Origin of the sequence: Methanosarcina acetivorans C2A (genome assembly GCF_000007345.1) — an archaeon.
GTDB lineage: Archaea > Halobacteriota > Methanosarcinia > Methanosarcinales > Methanosarcinaceae > Methanosarcina > Methanosarcina acetivorans.
Window position 1 is genome coordinate 4,760,114 of the sequence record NC_003552.1, and the last position, 18,731, is coordinate 4,778,844.

At 44.0% G+C, this 18,731-nt stretch carries 12 protein-coding genes; 10 read left to right on the forward strand and 2 right to left on the reverse strand.

Annotation, left to right across the window (positions count from 1 at the left end):
• Positions 1–17: 17 nt before the first annotated feature.
• Positions 18–659 carry an HAD family hydrolase gene (locus MA_RS20210; protein ID WP_048065832.1) on the reverse strand — a complete coding sequence of 214 codons (642 nt, stop codon included), beginning with the start codon at positions 657–659 and terminating at the stop codon, positions 18–20.
• Positions 660–1,674: 1,015 nt separating this feature from the next.
• On the opposite strand from MA_RS20210, the gene ftsZ reads away from it, so the two are divergent.
• From ftsZ to MA_RS20225, 3 genes are all read left to right on the forward strand, one after another.
• The gene (ftsZ, locus tag MA_RS20215; protein ID WP_011023772.1) at positions 1,675–2,853 is read left to right on the forward strand and encodes a cell division protein FtsZ; all 1,179 of its coding nucleotides are present in this window, start codon (positions 1,675–1,677) and stop codon (positions 2,851–2,853) included.
• A 203-nt stretch (positions 2,854–3,056) separates the two neighbouring features.
• Positions 3,057–4,538: a dihydropteroate synthase-like protein gene (locus MA_RS20220; protein ID WP_011023773.1), complete on the forward strand. Its 1,482-nt coding sequence runs from the start codon at positions 3,057–3,059 to the stop codon at positions 4,536–4,538.
• 36 nt (positions 4,539–4,574) lie between these two features.
• On the forward strand, positions 4,575–5,033 hold the full coding sequence (locus MA_RS20225; protein ID WP_011023774.1) for a hypothetical protein: 459 nt from the start codon (positions 4,575–4,577) through the stop codon (positions 5,031–5,033).
• 688 nt (positions 5,034–5,721) lie between these two features.
• Here the strand turns inward: MA_RS20225 and MA_RS20230 are convergent.
• Positions 5,722–7,752: a sodium-translocating pyrophosphatase gene (locus MA_RS20230; protein ID WP_048066544.1), complete on the reverse strand. Its 2,031-nt coding sequence runs from the start codon at positions 7,750–7,752 to the stop codon at positions 5,722–5,724.
• A gap of 1,032 nt (positions 7,753–8,784) precedes the next feature.
• Here MA_RS20230 and MA_RS20235 point away from each other — a divergent pair.
• The 7 genes from MA_RS20235 (at position 8,785) to proS (ending at position 18,204) form a co-directional block, all read left to right on the forward strand.
• Complete coding sequence (locus MA_RS20235) at positions 8,785–10,800, forward strand: sodium-translocating pyrophosphatase (RefSeq protein WP_011023776.1); 2,016 nt, start codon at positions 8,785–8,787, stop codon at positions 10,798–10,800.
• A 1,231-nt stretch (positions 10,801–12,031) separates the two neighbouring features.
• Positions 12,032–13,159: an MFS transporter gene (locus MA_RS20240; protein ID WP_048065833.1), complete on the forward strand. Its 1,128-nt coding sequence runs from the start codon at positions 12,032–12,034 to the stop codon at positions 13,157–13,159.
• A gap of 208 nt (positions 13,160–13,367) precedes the next feature.
• Positions 13,368–14,531, forward strand: a complete 1,164-nt coding sequence (locus MA_RS20245; protein WP_048066545.1) for an MFS transporter — start codon at positions 13,368–13,370, stop codon at positions 14,529–14,531.
• Between the two features lie 179 nt (positions 14,532–14,710).
• On the forward strand, positions 14,711–15,196 hold the full coding sequence (locus tag MA_RS20250; RefSeq protein WP_011023779.1) for an RNA-binding protein: 486 nt from the start codon (positions 14,711–14,713) through the stop codon (positions 15,194–15,196).
• Between the two features lie 223 nt (positions 15,197–15,419).
• On the forward strand, positions 15,420–15,800 hold the full coding sequence (sepF, locus tag MA_RS20255; RefSeq protein ID WP_011023780.1) for a cell division protein SepF: 381 nt from the start codon (positions 15,420–15,422) through the stop codon (positions 15,798–15,800).
• Complete coding sequence (locus tag MA_RS20260; protein WP_011023781.1) at positions 15,797–16,441, forward strand: ZPR1 zinc finger domain-containing protein; 645 nt, start codon at positions 15,797–15,799, stop codon at positions 16,439–16,441. The genes sepF and MA_RS20260 overlap by 4 nt, the downstream gene beginning before the upstream one ends.
• Before the next feature lie 320 nt (positions 16,442–16,761).
• Entirely contained in the window at positions 16,762–18,204 is a 1,443-nt protein-coding gene (gene proS, locus MA_RS20265) for a proline--tRNA ligase (protein ID WP_011023782.1), read from the forward strand.
• Positions 18,205–18,731: the final 527 nt, after the last annotated feature.

Below are 18,731 nucleotides of genomic sequence, written 5' to 3' on the forward strand. Positions count from 1 at the left end.
GACAAAGACTGGAGAGATTACTCCAGGTTAAGAAGATGTTCCATTAACTTTTTGTGATCGCCTACTATCAGATCCGCCCTGTCGAGCTTTGAAGGCTCCACATATGTAGGGATGCCTATACAGTATATATCGGCTCTTTTAGCGGCTTCCACGCCCAGAACAGCGTTCTCGACCACGACACACTCATTTTTCCCGACCTTAAGAAGTTCAACGGCCTTCAGGAAGGGGTCCGGATGAGGTTTGGAATTAAGGACATCATCTCCGGTAACCACCATATCAAATATACCGGGGAAGAGCTGGTCAAGGATTCCGTTAACGATCAGGCGATCCGAACCCGAGACTACCGAAAGCAGGAAACGGGCTTTAAGCATTTCAAGGCATTCTTTCATCCCATCGAAAGCTTTCAGTTCGAAAATTCGTTTAAACTCCTGCCTGTAGATTGCAGTAATAGTTTCAAAATCATAAGCGTCGGGCTCTTTAAGGGCTTTCCTGATCAGCAGGGGGAGTCCGTTCCTGGGGTTTGAACCCTCAATTTCATAGATATCCTGATCCCTGATTTCCATACCCATGTCAAGAAAAGCCTTTTTCCAAGCTGCTGCATGGAAAGGCATGGAATCGACGAGAACACCGTCCATATCAAAAATTAATGCTTTTAACACGTTTCTGGCTCCTGAACCGAAAGAAGTGGGAACTATTCAGAAAGATTTGAGAAGGTAAGGACTGAGTTATGACTCTTCCTGAGTGCAGTTTGCTAAAGAGTTCAAGTGAAGTAACCTAAAGTAAAAACAGTTTTGCAGCCTTAAAGCTTTCCCGGCATTTCGGAGGGGCAATATAAAAAGTATCATATTGATGTAATAGTTTGAAACCTTTATAATCGGATAATGGAGAAATGCTAAACTCCTTATTTTGCCTGATATAAGAGGAAACAGTGTATCCAGGAGTTACAAGCTGAATAAAAGAATAAAGAAATTTCCGGAAAAAAATAACTTTAGGATGAAATCCGAAATTCAGAAGAGTTAACTTAAATTTATATAAACACTCATGTGCAGTTATCTTTTACTACTGGAAAAAATAAACAGGCGCCTTAAAATCTTCGAAAGATACCGAAAAAGTTTTTAAGATGAGAATTCTACTTAAAAGTAATAATATAAACAGTTTCATTAAATTGAAAATATCTCAGTATGGAGGTCTCAACGAAAAAGTAGTGTGGCGACTACACATCCAATAATTTAAGGGAAGCAGAATCGCAAAATAATGTGCAATAAAGAAAATAAAAATTGCCCTGACATGCATGATCAGGATGGCTTTCCTGAAAAACGAGACTTTCGAGAAAGTTTTATGCTACTGTATATAAACATTGTGTAAGTTCCCGCACTTTTTCCCCTGATAACTCAGGGAAAAAGGCAGAAAAAGGTAGAATATATGAAATTTATGGGTGACATATTTAAACTTCATATGCGATTTAAAAGCACTGCTTAAATATGTCCGAAATGTTTAAATTCAGAAGAGTACCAACTTGTTAAAGATAACGGATGAAAATCTTTTACCAGGTTTTTACAGGTTATCCCCAATTTAACTATATAAACAGAAATTTACCCCCCGATATAGAGGGTGGGGAGTCAAAAGAAAAAAATAAAGATAACATGATAAACGAAATCCAGCCGAGGGGATAAATTGCAATCTATAGTACAGGAAGCAATGAAATTCAGCGAAAAAGAGAAGGAATACCGAAAAAATTCCTCCTCCGAAGAAGACATAGAAGAATTCGGGCAGCCGCGAATTATGATTGTAGGATGCGGGGGTGCAGGAAACAATACCGTAAACCGGCTCTACAACATAGGAATCGAAGGCGCAGAAACAGTATGCATCAATACAGACAAGCAGCACCTTGATAATGTAAGGGCTGACAAGAAGATCCTCGTAGGAAAAACTCTTACAAGAGGCCTGGGAGCAGGCGGTTATCCGGAAACCGGAAAGAAAGCTGCAGAACTTGCAAGAGGGACTCTTGAGGAAGTTTTGAAGAATGTAGACCTTGTTTTCATTACAGCAGGGCTTGGAGGAGGTACAGGAACAGGAGTTGCCCCGGTCGTAGCAGAAGTTGCAAAAGAACAGGGAGCAATCGTCGTAGGCATGGTTTCAAGCCCTTTTAGGGTAGAAAGAGCCCGCATCTTCAAAGCCGAAGAAGGACTTGAAGACCTGCGCAGAGCAGCAGACACAGTAATTGTCCTGGACAACAACAGGCTACTTAACTACGTACCTAACCTTCCCATTGACCAGGCTTTCTCAGTAATGGACCAGTTAATTGCCGAAACAGTAAAAGGAATAACTGAGACCATTACAGTACCTTCCCTCATCAACCTTGACTATGCCGACATCAGGACCATCATGAGCTGCGGCGGAGTTGCCGTAATGCTTGTTGGAGAATCCAAGAGCCAGGACAAGAGCACGGAAGTTGTGCGGACTGCTCTGAACCACCCCCTTCTTGACGTTGATTACAAGGGGGCAACCGGTAGCCTTGTCCATGTAACGGGCGGGCCTGATCTGAGCCTGAAGGAAGCAGAGGAAATTGCCTCTATGCTTACCTACGAACTTTCCTCAAGTGCCAATGTAATATGGGGCGCAAGAATCAGAGAAGATTATGAAGGCAGGGTCAGGGTAATGGCAATCATGACCGGCGTCCAGTCGGCTCAGATCCTGGGCCCTCAGGCAGGAGCTGGAATCTTCGAGTCCAGAGCAGAGGCTGAACCTATCCAAGAAAAGAGATTCGGGAGATTATCCCCCGGCAGAAGAGGAGAAACAGCAGGACCTCTCAGAAAAAAACACGAAGAATCGATTATTGATTTCATAAATTAAACCGATACATACAAATGCTCGGGCTAGCAGGTTTCCGAGCTCCCCTCAGGTTATTCTCCGGACTTTTCCGGAGAGCAACCGGAGTTTTACTGGGAAAAACTTCCCCAAAATAGATAGAACGGATTTTTCCTGACCGGGCACTCATTTTTTTAAGAGATCATCGAACAGATACTCTTTTTTATTAGCGGCTCTATCTAAAAAACATGAAAATTTTGATTGCAACAGGGCGGCTTGCGGAAAATACCGTGAGGAAAGCAGCTGGAGAAAAAGCAGACGTCCTCGTAGCAGATATTGATATTGCAGCATTCATAACACCAAAAAAACTGGTTAAAGCCTTTCTGGATGCAGGTTTTTCAAGCAGGTATGATCTTATTCTGCTTCCAGGGCTTGTCGCAGGAAATTTTTCAAAAGCTTCGGAAGAACTGGACTGCAGAATCCGGCTTGGCCCGAAACATGCCTATGATCTCAGCTTCGTGCTCCATTTTGCAGAGGAGATTGAGTTTTCCGAAAAAATTCCTGCCTGTGAGCTCCTCGCAGATGTTAGAAAAGAGATGGCGCTTGAGCTTGTCAGGAAAGCCGAAGAAGAAGCTCATCCCTCCCTTACCCTTGGGGAGGTAAAGCTTGGAGGAAATTCCCGCATGAAGGTAATGGGAGAAATCGTAGGAGCTGCGGAAATGAATCCTGCAGACCTAGCGATAAGAATCGAAGCTTTTATCGCCCGGGGAGCAGATATTATCGACCTCGGAGCTACCCTTAACACTCTCCCGGGACAGATCAGGAAAACAGTGTCCCTTGCAAAAGCCCTCACATGCATCCCGATTAGTGTCGATACGCTTGATCCTGAACTGATAAAGGAAGGAATAGAAGCAGGAACAAAACTTATCCTGAGTCTTAACGGCACGAACATGGAAACTGCAGGCCCGGCGGTTGCAGGGGCAGGCGTTGCAGCAGTAGTAATCCCTGATGAAGGAAACAGCCTGGAAAGCCTGATAAGAAATATCGAGGCTGCCCGCAGGCTTGGGATTGAAAAAATCATAGCCGACCCTGTCCTTGACCCGGTAGGCCACAATATAACCGAATCTATTGTACGCTACCATGAGTTTCACAAAATGTACCCGGAGCTGCCGTTATTCTTCGGAGCTGGCAATGTAACGGAACTCATGGACGTGGACACCATTGGAGTAAATGCCACACTCTGCGGGATAGGAGCAGAAGCAGGAGCAAGCATCCTTTTTACCCCCGAATACAGTGATAAAGCCCAGGGCTCCATAAGAGAGCTAAAAAAAGCCTCCGAGATGATGCAACTTTGCAGGATCAGGGAAAGCTCCCCTAAAGACCTCGGCATTGATCTTCTCTGTATAAAGGAAAAAAGAAGACGTCCTGACAGCCCTCTCCCTGAGAAAGTAGTCACGGCAAGAGCCTCGAAGAACTGGCGTGTAGACCCTGCAGGCCCCATCCGAATCCGGATTGTGCCGGACAGAATAAGCGGAAACGGTGGACTTATTGTAGCCGAACACGAGAAAGCAGCGGTTGCAGGAGAGAGTGCCAGAAAAGTTATGGATACGCTGCTTGAACTCGAGCTGGTCTCACGCCTGGACCATGCGGCATACCTTGGAAGAGAACTGGAAAAAGCCGAACTTGCCCTGCGCTTTAACCGGAGTTATGCCCAGGATGACGTATTCTGAGCACACTGGAAGCAGACAAAATAGCGATGTGAGAAAATGAAACTCGAAACCGAAGATAAGCAGTCAATCTTTGAGATAGTGGCAGCCCGCTATTTCACAACACAGAACTGGAAATGGGTAAACCTTAGGAAAGACCTCAACAAAATCATCAAATCCTATGATGAATTGAACGAACAGTATGCTTCTTACTCTTATGTGAGCCGGGACTGGTATGTGGAAAATATGGGGTCCAAGAACATCCACATGTGCAATACCTGGGATGAGCTTAAGAACCTTGTCACCTTCCTCAACACCCATGGAAAGACCTTTAATTTCCTTGTAAATACCGGAAACAGGAAGTCGTTCTGTATCGTAAGCGACTCAAGAGACCTGAACGAGACCCAGGCACAGGCAATCAAAGAAGTACAGAAGTTGGGGTATAACACCTTTGTCTTCCTCGCTACAGTTCCTGATGAGATCGAATTCCAGCTGCTTCAGGTAAGGGGAGTGAACTGAACTCTCCTTCCCGCCAAAAAACGACTTCAAAAAACAGATTTTTCTTCCTTCCGTAAGGCTTTTTTTACCCTGTTTAAAACAGAAAACAGAATCTTAAAGAAATATCTAATTTCCAATTTTTAACACGTGAATTAAAATTTTTGAAAATGTCGCTGAACCCTGTTCAGGACTTTATTTTTGATGAAACACAGCAAATTCCATCGGAAAAACGAATAAAACAGGATAGAACCTAAAGGTTTTTATACTATTATTTTCAAATAGGAAACTGTATTCCTTTTTGGCTATTCGACACATAAATAACCATCGTGTGGGACAGCCGATAGTGTGTGAAATAAATCTGTGTGTGAATAACTTATCATAGTGTAAATAAGAAAGAGGCTTGCCTATGGGACAGGAAGGGACGAAGAGCTGATGCTATGCTTTTTTTGTTCCTGACGTTTCTCCCTGGTAGTAAAGGGGCTTAAACTTTGGACGATTAATATACGAACCATCAAACCGGAAAGATTTGAAATACTCGAAGAAAGGGCACATTCTTCAAGTATTCAAGCAAAAAAGGTAATCCAAAACAAAGATAACCATCCACAAAGAACAGCAACCTCCACAAGTTTAAGCAAAAGAACACTGGAAAAGAAGACCAGGAAATAGAATATAGTACTAAAAAAATAAAAAAAAGGGAGAATTAAGGAAATCACATAAACAAGGGTGCAAACACAACAGCCACTATGCTCATGAGCTTAATGAGGATGTTGATTGCAGGACCTGCAGTATCCTTGAAAGGGTCACCTACAGTATCGCCGGTTACACCTGCTTTGTGAGCGTCTGAACCCTTTCCACCGAAGTTTCCGAGTTCGATGTATTTCTTTGCGTTGTCCCACGCACCTCCAGCGTTGGACATTGTAATTGCAATCATGAAACCGGAAGCTACAGAGCCTGCAAGAAGCCCGCCAAGAGCTCCGGGACCAAGTACAAGCCCGACTAAAAGAGGAGCAATAACTGCAAGGAGTCCTGGTGGAATCATCTCTTTAAGAGCAGAGTGTGTCGAGATTGCAATACATTTGCCATAATCCGGATCAGCTTTGCCTTCCATCAAACCTGCAATCTCTCTAAACTGTCTCCTCACTTCAACCACCACTTCACCTGCCGCATTTCCGACAGCCAGAATGGTCATCGAGGAGAAGAGGTACGGAAGCATTGCGCCTATTGTAAGCCCTATGAAGACGTTCGGATTCATGACATCGATGGCGCTGAGCCCCACTGCAATACCATATGAAGCAAAGAGGGCAAGTGCGGTAAGAGCTGCGGACCCGATTGCAAAACCTTTGCCGATAGCTGCCGTAGTGTTTCCTACTGCATCAAGTGTATCGGTAATCTGGCGCACCTCTTCCTTCTGGTGGGACATCTCCGCGATGCCGCCGGCGTTGTCAGCTACAGGGCCGTATGCATCGACCGAGAGGGAGATCCCGAGTGTAGCAAGCATTCCGACGGCTGCAATAGCGATACCGTAGAGGCCGGAAAGCTGGAACGCAATATAAATTGCAATGCTGATAATGACAACGGGCCAGAGAGTTGACTCCATGCCTTTTGCAAAACCCGTAATGATATTGGTAGCTGAGCCTGTCTGGCAGGAATTTGCAACCCTGAGGGTCGGCTTTCTGTCATATGACGTGTAGTGCTCTGTGATTTGCCCGATAAGGAAACCTGCGACAAGCCCTGCAACCGTTGCAAAGAAGACGTTAAGTCCGTATTCCCCGAGGAGCATGGATGTAACGAAATACGAAGCAATTACCGTAAGAATGATTGCAGCAATCAGTCCCATATTAAATGCCATATGAATTGCTGAAGACTCTGTCTTGTTTGTACGGACAAAAAAAGTACCTACGATAGATGCGAGAATTCCAATAGCTGAAATAATCAGCGGAACCAGAATAACATTCTCAACCGGGATGTTGGGAAAAGTAGTTGCTGCTGTTGATGCTGCAAGAAGCATCGTTGCAAGGATTGAGCCTACATATGATTCATAGAGATCAGCCCCCATTCCGGCGATGTCTCCGACGTTGTCTCCGACATTGTCAGCAATTACAGCAGGATTTCTCGGGTCATCTTCCGGAATCCCGGCTTCGACCTTGCCTACAAGATCTGCACCCACGTCAGCGGCTTTGGTGAAGATTCCCCCACCTACACGGGCAAAGAGAGCGATAGACGAAGCTCCGAGTGAAAAGCCCGCAACAATGTTTACGATAGTAAGCAGATCCAGATCTGTATAAACACTTTCAAGAATAATAAATGAAAGAGACAGCCCAAAGAGACCGAGACCCACGACACTCATTCCCATAACGGTACCGGATGCAAATGAAACCCTAAAAGCAGGACCAATGCCTCTGGTGGCAGCATTTGTGGTCCGCCCATTTGCAATAGTAGCCGTAAGCATCCCTGCATAGCCAGCTGTTGCGGAAAGCACTGCGCCGAAAACGAAACATGCTGCAGTGAGAGCTCCGTTTGGCAGAATTAACGCAATTATAATTGCAAGGAAAACGACAAATACGGCGATTGCACGGTACTGCCTGTTAAGATAGACCATAGCTCCACCGTGAATCGACGCAGTAATTTTCTTGATAAGATCATTACCTGCGCCTTCATTTTGGACGTTTTTGTAGGATATACCTGCAAAAATCAGACCAATAAGGGCACATATTGGTGCAAGGTAGATTAACATATCCATAATTTCAACCATCCTACCGGAAAGCAAATTAAAAGTACTCCTCCAAAGTACTTTTGGTGATAATAAATGAGTCTTTGTATATAAATTGATACTCGATCTTCCGTTGAAGATTCGGAGGAACTGAGGATTTCAGTCCCTACGCAACAAAATTTTCGTTGCAAATTGACACAACCCTATATAAATCCACCCGACATTAATATACCGCTGGTTTTATAGATTGCGATTTTTCCTTCTTTTTTGATATCGGTTTGTTTTTTTTAAACAGCTCCTTTTGATTTGACGATTTTTGCGGGTTAAACACTTCTATTATTCAGGCGGTTCATCTTGATGAGACATCGCTTACGATATCGGCGAATTCTTCAAGTCAAAACTTCCCCGTTTAGATCTGGTTCCTAGCCCTTGCTCTCAGGGCAAAAACCCGAATTCTTTCTCGCCGAGGCGAGGGAACACGGTAACTTATTACCTTGTTAGTAGAATAAATAAATATCTAAAAGAAATGAATGAAAGGGAAACATAGCCTCTTCTTTCGCATTTTCAACCTTATCCCCATTTATTTAGAGGAAATTGGCTGGAACTGCAGGTGTCAAAAAAGCATCAAAAAAGAAGTCTGAAAAAATCACTGACACCTTTAGAATATAATTTTTTAATAAACCCTTTTCTCAGCATGTTTTTGTCCTTTCCGGTAGTCTCAATTCTGTGGATTTGGGTTCCATTATATATCAATCCCGGGATAAAGTCGTCGTATTTTAAGGGATTGAAAGAACTTTGAGGGAGTAAAATGGCGCAAAAGTTTATATAAAAAATAACTATTTACGCTTTCGTCTAAAATGAGGCTTTAACAATTAAAAAAATACTTTAGCATAATACTAAATTGATACGTAAAAATCATGATAAAATTAGAAGAAATACATGTATAGAAATAATTCTAGAGATAATGAGAGGGAAGTTGAAGCTAGAGGATAGGAATTCTTGAAGGGATCATAAAAAACATATTAATGTGAATGGGTATCAAAACCAAAGGATAGGAAATTTATGGAAAGTTTAATATTTATTGCTCCTTTAGCAGGCGTTATAAGTCTTGTCTTCGCTGCTTTTTTCGCAAAAAGCATCCTGAAGGAAGATGCCGGCAATAAGAGGATGAAGGAAATAGCCGGAGCAATTCAGGAAGGAGCTATGGCTTACCTAAATCGCCAGTACAAAACGATTGCAGTGGTTTCGATCATTCTCTCGTTCCTGATTCTCTTTTTGCTTGATGATGGGCTAAAAATAGCTATCGGTTTCCTGGCAGGTGCCATAAGTTCGGCTGCTGCCGGCTATATAGGTATGAGCGTCTCGGTCAGGGCAAACATCAGGACTGCTCATGCTGCATCAAGCGGGCTTGAGAAAGCCATGTCAGTTGCATTCCGCGGGGGGGCTGTAACAGGACTTGCAGTAGTAGGGCTTGCACTGCTCGGTACAAGTAGTTTTTACATCCTCTATGGGGACGTGGACCTGGTTGTAGGATTTGGTTTCGGAGCCAGTCTTATCAGCCTCTTTGCGCGTGTAGGCGGAGGAATCTTTACAAAAGCTGCTGATGTCGGGGCAGACCTTGTAGGCAAGGTCGAAGCCGGGATTCCGGAAGATGATCCCAGGAACGCAGGAGTTATTGCCGACAATGTGGGAGACAATGTGGGAGACTGCGCAGGAATGGGAGCAGACCTCTTTGAGACTTATGTGGTCACTTCTCTGGCTGCCATGCTGCTTGGTTCCCTTATTATCGGCACTTACGAAAATGCCATACTCTACCCATTAGTACTTGGTTCTGTTGCGATCTTTGCATCCATTATATCTGTCTTCTTCGTGAAGATAGGAAAAGAAGGAAAGATCATGCAAGCCCTCTACAAGGGTGTAGGCGGCTCTGCAATTATCAGCCTGATTGCTTTCTATTTCGTAACCAACTCTCTTATGGGAGACATCAGGCTTTTCTACGCCACTGTCGTAGGCATCATAATCACGGTGCTTATGGTGATTATTACGGAATACTACACTTCCACAGACTACAGACCAGTAAAAACAATCGCAGCCTCTTCAGAAACCGGAGCTGCAACTAACATTATTTCAGGGCTATCAATAGGCTTTGAAAGCACACTCGTGCCCACTGTAGTAATTGTAATAGGCATCCTTATTTCCTACTTCATTGTGGGAGGCGCAGCAGATGCGGGGATAGGGCTCTACGGAATTGCCATTGCAGCCGTTGCAATGCTCTCAACCACAGGCATGATAGTTGCTCTGGACTCTTACGGCCCTATTACTGATAACGCCGGTGGAATTGCCCAGATGGCAAACCTCCCGGCTCAGGTCAGAAAGGTTACGGATGCCCTCGATGCTGTTGGAAACACCACAAAGGCTGTTACCAAAGGATATGCAATAGGCTCGGCAGCTCTGGGCGCACTTGCCCTCTTTGCGGACTACCGCAGCAAGGTAAATCTTGGGGGGCAGTCCCTGAACCTCGATGACCCTGTGGTACTTGCAGGGCTTCTGCTCGGCGCCCTCCTGCCTTTCGTATTCAGCGCGGTTACGATGAGCGCGGTAGGAAAAGCCGCTTTTGAGGTCGTAAATGAGGTCCGCAGGCAGTTCAGGGAGATCCCCGGCATTATGGAAGGAACCGCAAAGCCGGAATACGGACGCTGCGTTGACATCGTGACAAAAGCAGCCCTCCATGAGATGGCAATGCCCGGCTTCCTTGCCGTACTTGTGCCCCTGCTTGTGGGCCTCATCCTGGGCCCGAAAGCGCTCGCAGGGCTCCTCATAGGGCTTATTGTAGTCGGGTTTATGCTCGCCCTCATGATGGATAACGGAGGAGGAGCCTGGGACAACGCAAAAAAACTGATTGAAGACGGGAATCATGGTGGCAGAGGCTCAGAAGCCCATAAAGCCGCAGTTGTTGGGGATACCGTAGGGGACCCGTTCAAAGACACTGCAGGACCTGCCCTTAACGCCCTGATTAAAGTCGTGAACATGGTGGCAATTCTCTTCTCATCCCTGATAATACACAGCGGGCTATTCTAAGGGAAGAGAGTAATCTGGAATCCCCAATCGGGGAATCCATTCCCCAATTTCACATCTCATTTATATCGAATTTTCATTGAATTTTCATCGAATTTTTTGTTCGTTTTTGATTTTTACCAGCCTATTTGCACTTTCGAGGAGTTCACCCCCTATCAGCAACTTGTCATTTATTTTATGTAAACACACTCGTGAACAGAAATTTATTTTTCAATCATTTATCCTGGCAAAAACTGCCGGATTTGTAGAGAGCAGGCTTGTGTTTTTATAGCTGAAAAGAAGTGCTTCAAAGAATTTCAGATCATTTGAGAAAAATTATCCAATAGTTCAATGTTGAAAATTGCTTTTTCCAGGAAAAAACAGACATTATAGAGATAATTAAAGCTCCAAAAAATAGTAAACAGAAAGATAAAAATAGAAAAGATAATATAAATAGGCAATCCTATTATATTCGAAGTGATAAAGATAAAGAGATTAAAATTTAAAAATAGTTAAGAAATCAATAGCCATTTCAAGACAAAATAAGTTAAGAAGGTGAACTTCCCAGGTGCAAGTAACATACATCGTATTTATAACAGCAGCAGACGGCAGGAAAACAAATAACCGCGAAATAATTGAAGAATAACAGAGGCGGTAGACCTTGCCAAAAGGCCCTCAAAGCAAACGAAAAGCAGTTTAGTCTGAAAAAAACGGAAAAATAGGTGGAGAATTAGAGTAAGGTTAGAAGTAGTGTGAGCGGGTTGGGGAGTGGGGGGTCATATGGGGAGTGGGGGGTATGGTATGTGAAAAAAGTTTCCCGCTCACATTACTCACATATCACCTATTCAAATTAATTATATAAATAGCTATGCATTTCATTCGAGTTAATATAATATCAAAAATATCATATTCATTCGAGTTAATATAATATTAAAAATATCATGCTCATCGAGTCAATATAATATCAAAAATATCATACTCATTCGAGTTAATATAATATTAAAAATATCATACTCATTCGAGTTAATATAATATCAAAAATATCATATAGAAACATTGCCCAGAATTTTCTGTTTTTCATACATATTCTTAGATATTAAGACTTTCATAAGTTCTTAGAAGAACCTTAGATGTTACGGTTTTCACACTTCTTGGAAGAACCTGCATATATCAAAAGAGAAATTTGAAAGAGAAATTACACCCCGAAGAGCGGCCACGATAAGAAACTTATACGAGTTTGCGGGTTTTAGATTCTATGAACCCTGACAGGCGCTTGATTTATGTTGCAGTTTTTGCAATTATGGGGCTTTCCAATGCTGTAATTCCCATCCTCCCGGAACTTGCAGCTCTTTATCACAGTACGTTTGGGGAATTTGCCTCAAGCCTTCTCTTTTCAGGGTACTTTCTGGGAGCCCTTGCGACAATGCTCCCCTTCGGGATTATGGCTGACAGGGTCGGGAACCTCAGGTTCATAGGGCTTGGGATTATTCTTACAGCCATCTCGGGGCTAATCATTTTTTTCTCCGAAGACCTGTGGATCCTCATCATTTCCAGGTTTATGGAAGGCGCTGCATGCGGAGCTTTTTTTCCTGCTGCATTTTCTACACTCTCAAAGTGCAAAGATCCGGGGCGCTGCATGGGAGAATTCACATTTCTTTTCAATGCCGGACTGGCTTCAGGAGCTCTAATTTCAGGCCTGCTGGCAGATACCTACCTGAAAGGAGCTATTCTCATATTCACTTTCATAGCTTTGCTTTCGATCATTCCGCTTTTTCCCAGATACAAAGAACTCATTAACCCGAACGTAGAAGAAGAGAAAACAGATTTACTGCCAGATTCCCTCCAAGACCATTTCAAACATTCTTTCAGCGAAGTTGCAAGACTCCTTAACCGTCAGAATTCGGGGATATGGCTGAGTTCTTTTTTGCTCAACGGAGCGATAGGGGTTCTCATAGCCTACTATCCCGACTACAGCCTTGAATTCCTGACAAAAACCCAGCTCGGAAGCGCTATTGCAAGCCTATATATCTGTGCCATGGTCACTTCTCTTCTGGTCGGGCGTTTTAGAATTAAGGAAAAGGTAATCATCGGGATAGGCCTATCCTTTTCAGCCCTTGGTGCCTTTTTTGCAATCAAATACCCCTTCCTGGGATTTTCAAGCCTGGGAGGCGGATCAGGAATTGCAATGGTAGGTTTTGCCCTGGCGGTCGCAAGAATGGATGCCTATAGAGGTCTTGCAATGGGGTTTTTTAACACAACCATATACGCAGGCCTGTCCTTGCTCCCGATCGCTGCAGGGTTCCTCACGGGGTTCCTGAGCTTTGAAAAGATATTTGCCGTAAACGGCTTTATCCTGGCAGGAGCCCTTCTACTAAAAGACTGAAAATGCACAATATACAGGTGTGCCCACATCCAGGGCTTCGGCAAACTACCCCGTACAGTACTCTTTTATCCCCAAAAAAAACAGATTGAGGAAAAAACAGAAAAGTATCTGAAGCTTGCAGGAAAATCAGGTTGTAGAAAATCTGATTAGAAAAAATAACTTGCCGGAAAAAATACCAGAAGAAAATAATACTGAACAGAAAAAAACCATGAACTCGAAAAAACTCATACTTTACTCTTCAGTCTTTGCGATCCAGGGCCTTTCAAATGCAGTAATTCCTGTCCTTCCCGAACTTGCAGGAGAGGGCAACGCTAACCCTGCCATCTCAAGCCTGCTTTATTCCGGATACTTTATAGGGGCTTTTCTCACACTCTTACCATTCGGAATCCTTGCCGATAGGATAGGAAACCTGAAGGTAGCAGGCCTGGGAATCACACTTACCGCTATTTCGGGGCTTTTTATTTCATTTTCTGACAACCTGTGGATTCTCGGGATCTCAAGATTCGTGGAGGGCCTGGGCTGCGGAGCTTTTTTCCCTGCGGCTTTTTCCATGATTGTGGAATGGAAAGACAGCCAGCGCAGTATGGGAGAATTTAATTTCCTGTTAAACGCCGGACTTGCTGCAGGAGTTTTTTTCTCCGGAATGCTTGCGGAAATGGGAATCAAAACTGCAATAAATATCTTTACCGTCCTTGCAGGCTTTTCCTTTGCCCTGCTTCTTCCGGAAGCCTGGGAACTTGTACATTCAGACAGTTCCGGTGGGAGAAAGAAAAAATCCGGCACCTCAAACCATAAAGAGCCATTAGGGAAGAAGCCTGAAAGCCCAATGAACTTAGAGCCTGCCAACTACCTGGAAAAATTCAGACAGGCTTTTTCTGAAAGCAGGATCTGGAAGATATGGGGGATTTCCGTTCTCCTCTACGGAACAACAGGGATCCTGACTGCAAATTACGCGGACTACAGTGCGGACTTCCTGACAAAACCGGAGCTGGGGCTTGCAATTGCAGCTTCATATGTAGCTGCAATGCTGAGTTCTCTGGCTGCAGGGAGAACAGGTGCAGATTATAAGAAGATAGTAAGGACAGGCCTGGTCCTTGCAACTGCAGGCATTCTGCTCTCGGTAAAAGCCCCTCTACTGGCCTTCTTCCTTATTGGTGCAGGAGGAGGAGCGGCAATTATAGGACTTGTTACTGCCATGTCCAGAATAAGCTCGAGCGGATTTACAATGGGGATCTTTAATACGGGGATCTATGCAGGGCTCGGGATAGTACCCGTTTTTGGGAGTATATTTATAGAGCTTTTAGGCTATGAAAAGGTATTCCTCGGAAGCTCCCTGGTGCTTTTGATGATGCTTTTCGTAAAGTTGGAATAAAAACCGCGAACAAAGAGCAAAAGCCATAAGATAAGGACAAAAACCGGAAAAGAAGATCAAATATTCTGCGGAGAGACTGTAGATCCTGCATCAGGAACCTTCGAGAATTCACATAAGCTTTAAAAGGCTCAAAAACCCTATCCTATGAATAAGCGTACCTTTTGAAATCAGGTGATTGATTGAAAGTAAAGTCGAGAGTTCAGCTGAGGAAAAATGTAAAGAATAAGATGTTAAAAGACCTTGAGTCCACTTTCGGGGAAGAAATGATAGAGCTGGAAAAAAAAACTCTGGAAAAGGTTACTCTGGACGAGTTTTCCCTGATCCTCATGGACAGCAAACCCCTTCTGTTTGAAGTAGAGGGGCATCTATTCCCTACGGTCCGCGGGGCTCTTGAGATGGAGCTTCAGAAACGTCTTGTTGTGGTAGACAAAGGAGCTATTCAATTCGTTTCAAACGGAGCGGATATTATGGCTCCCGGAATTCTGGAAGCTGACCCTGAAATAAAAGAGGGAGACTTAGTAATTATAGTTGAAGAGACTCACAGGAAAGCTCTTGCAATAGGAAAAGCCCTTATGGAAGGGCAGCAGATGGTTGATGCAGATTCGGGAAAAGCCATAAAGTCAATAACTCATGTAGGAGATAAACTCTGGAATTTTGAATTCTAAGGGAGTTATATTTTGAGTTTTTCAGAGAGCTCTTAATTTTGAATTCTAAGAGAGCTCTGAAGAAAGATTCCGCTGGAAAGAAAACGTTCCTGCAGCAAACGAAAAAAACTCCTGAACAAAAGTTGGGAACCATTGTGGCTTTATAATAGCAAAATTAATTAATATAGATCCCAATATAGGTCAGTACTATCCAAATATAAAAAAATACAAAAGGCGTGCATAAATGGCAAAACTCATAGACAAGATCCTTGGCGGCAATGTAAAAAGCTCAACCAGTGCCGAAGATTACACTGAAATTGACCTCAGCAAATATGAAGAAGTTCTGGAGGACGAGCCTGCAGAGACTTACGTAAAAATTGCAGAAGTCTCAAGCATCAACCAGGTATCCGCACTCAAGCAGGAGATTTACAACGGGAACATCCTTATGGTAGACATCTCAAACATCAGGGGCGACGACCTGCTAAGGGACAGGGTTTTAAAAGAGCTGAAAGATGTTGTTGTCGATGTCCACGGAGATATTGCAGGTGTCAAAGGGAACACTGTGATCGTAACTCCTACAGGCATTAAAATCGACAGATCAAAGATTATTGGTGGAAAATATTGAATCAGGATCATTTTAAGAGAGAAAACTTTGAGACAAGGATCTCCTGCCCTCTGTGTCAGAGCGACCTTGTAATGAAATGGCAGAGAGATAACATTCCCTATTTCGGGGAGGTCATGTACATAACTGCAAGATGCCAGTGCAGTTTCCGTTTTGCAGATACAATGATTCTCTCCAGCAAAGAACCCATGCGCTATAAGCTGTCAGTTGAGAGCCCGGAAGACCTGGAAGCAAGAGTCATCCGCTCAACCTCAGGAACGATCCGCATTCCTGAGATGGGAATTATTGTCGAGCCCGGTACGGTTTCTGATTCGTATATAACGAACATCGAAGGTGTGCTGCAGAGGGTTCAGAAGGTCCTTATGACCGCGAGCAAATGGGTACAGGAGGATGAAGAAAAATTTGCCCGCAGCCAGGAACTCCTGTGCATGCTCGATGAAGTAATCGAAGGTAAGAGAACAATTACAGTCATCGTAGAAGACCCCCTCGGAAACAGTGCAATTATTTCGAAAAAAGCTGTTGCTACCAAACTCTCAAAGGAAGAGGCTGAAAAGCTTAATACAGGCATGATAGTTTTCGATGTTGACAAATCCGAACTTGAACACGACGTTTCGGACAACGTCAAGCCCCTCGGAGGAGATTAATTCTTTTTTCCGATTTTTCTAACAGCCCAACCAGGATTTTGGGGGTAGTGCCCCCATATAGTTATTTACTTTTATTTCAATAAAGGCAATCACGTCAAGGGCTGAGCAGGCACTTTCCCACCCACATAAAGCAGCAGGGATGCCGCAAAAGGTTCACAGCATCTCATAATACGCAGCAATATCCATAATGCGGAACGAAGTCCCGTTTAAGGCACAAATAATACAATACCGGGATAATGATGCGTTATTTTCTGACTGAGGCACTTAATAATACGAATTATCACAAAAATTAACTGAAATCACGATAATACGGTGAAGGTATGGCAGAAAGCGAAAAAGAAGCAGCACTCCCTCCAAAAGAGGAATTCAGCGATTGGTATAACGAACTCCTGTGGATGGCAGAAATAATGGACGTCCGTTACCCTGTAAAGGGGCTTTATGTCTGGTACCCCTTCGGTTTTGCCATCAGGAGGAGTACTTACAATATCATAAGGGAAATTCTCGATAACAGTGGGCACCAGGAAACCCTTTTTCCCCTGCTGATCCCTGAAAACGAGTTTATGAAAGAAGCCGAGCACATCAAAGGCTTTGAAAATGAGGTATACTGGGTCACTCATGGTGGAAAAGACTCTCTTGACATCCCCCTGGCGCTCCGCCCCACAAGTGAGACTGCCATTTATCCTATGTACAAGATGTGGGTCAGGTCTCATGCAGATTTCCCTATCAAACTCTACCAGATAGTCAACACTTTCCGCTATGAGACAAAGCATACCCGCCCTCTGATAAGGCTCAGGGAGATTACTTCTTTTAAAGAAGCCCATACCGTGCATGCCACCTGGGAAGATGCGGAAGCCCAGGTAAAGGAAGCTGTTGAACTTTACACCGAGATCTACCGCAGGCTGGCAGTTCCTGTGCTCCGCTCAAGGAGACCAGACTGGGATAAGTTCCCGGGCGCTGATTACACCGATGCCATTGACGCCATGATGCCTGACGGAAGAACCCTTCAGATAGGAACCGTCCACCACCTTGGCGACAACTTCGCAAAGACTTTCGATATAAAGTACGAAGCCCCTGACGGCGAACAGCGCTATGCACACCAGACCTGTTACGGAATTTCGGAGCGGTCTATTGCAGCCACAATCTCCATCCACGGAGATGACAAAGGGCTTGTCCTGCCTCCTGAAATCGCACCTGTTCAGGTGGTCATTATCCCGATCATTTTCAAGAAAGGAGCAGAAGAAGTGCTTGCAGCCTGCAGGGATGTTCAGGAACGCCTGAAGAAAACGGGGGTTAAGGTTGAAATTGATGCAAGCGACCTGCGCCCCGGAGCAAAGTATTACAGATGGGAAATGAAAGGCGTGCCCCTCAGACTTGAAATCGGACCTAGAGACCTGGAAAACAATGTCGCGGTTTCGGTCCGGAGAGACACCGGGGAAAAAGAACAGATTCCCCTTCCGGAGATAGAGACCGGAGTGCTTCAGAAATTTGAAGCAATCCAGAACAGCCTTTATGAAAAAGCCAAAGTCGGACTCGAAAGCCGCATCTTTGATTGCACCGAACTTGAAGAAGTAAAGGAAAAGATCCAGAAAGGGGTTGCAACAATTCCCTGGTGCGGTAAAAAAGAGTGCGGGCTTGCAATGGAAGACCGGATAGGCGCAGGTATCCTGGGAATTCCCCTGACCCCAAGAGGAAAAGGAAAGGAGAAATGTCCTGTTTGCGGAGCAGAAACCGAAACCCGCGTTTACGTTGCGAGAACATACTGAGCCTACTGAGCCCTGCAAACGCTCTTTCATAAATTTCGACAGAAAAAATATGGGGAAGAATCCCATATTCCTGGCTTTTTCTTATCCCTCTTCCCTTAAAGAATTCGAGCTTACAGAGATAAGGGTGGTGCAGCGGAAAACTGCAAACCCTTATATTTCATTTTAAAAAAACTGGCAGCATTTCCTGATAAAGCTCTCCTTCAGAGAAGTTATATCTATTTTTATCCCTTAGTTTCCGGAAACAGTACCATATTTCTACATTGAAGGGAACTCATGTCATTAATCAATTGATCTTTATTAGAAAGTTCACAGCGACAAACTTACAGACCGCGAAATTAGAGTAAAATAAAGTAAAGTTAATTTGAGTAGAATCAAATTATAATTGATTGCAGATAAATATTAAATACTAAGTAAAAGAATTCTTCACTAGACTTCGAGTAGATTTACACCAATTCACCCCCCAATACCGTATACGAAACTGACGGATTTATGTAAAACCCAATCCCAGATGAATTTTTGAGGATTAT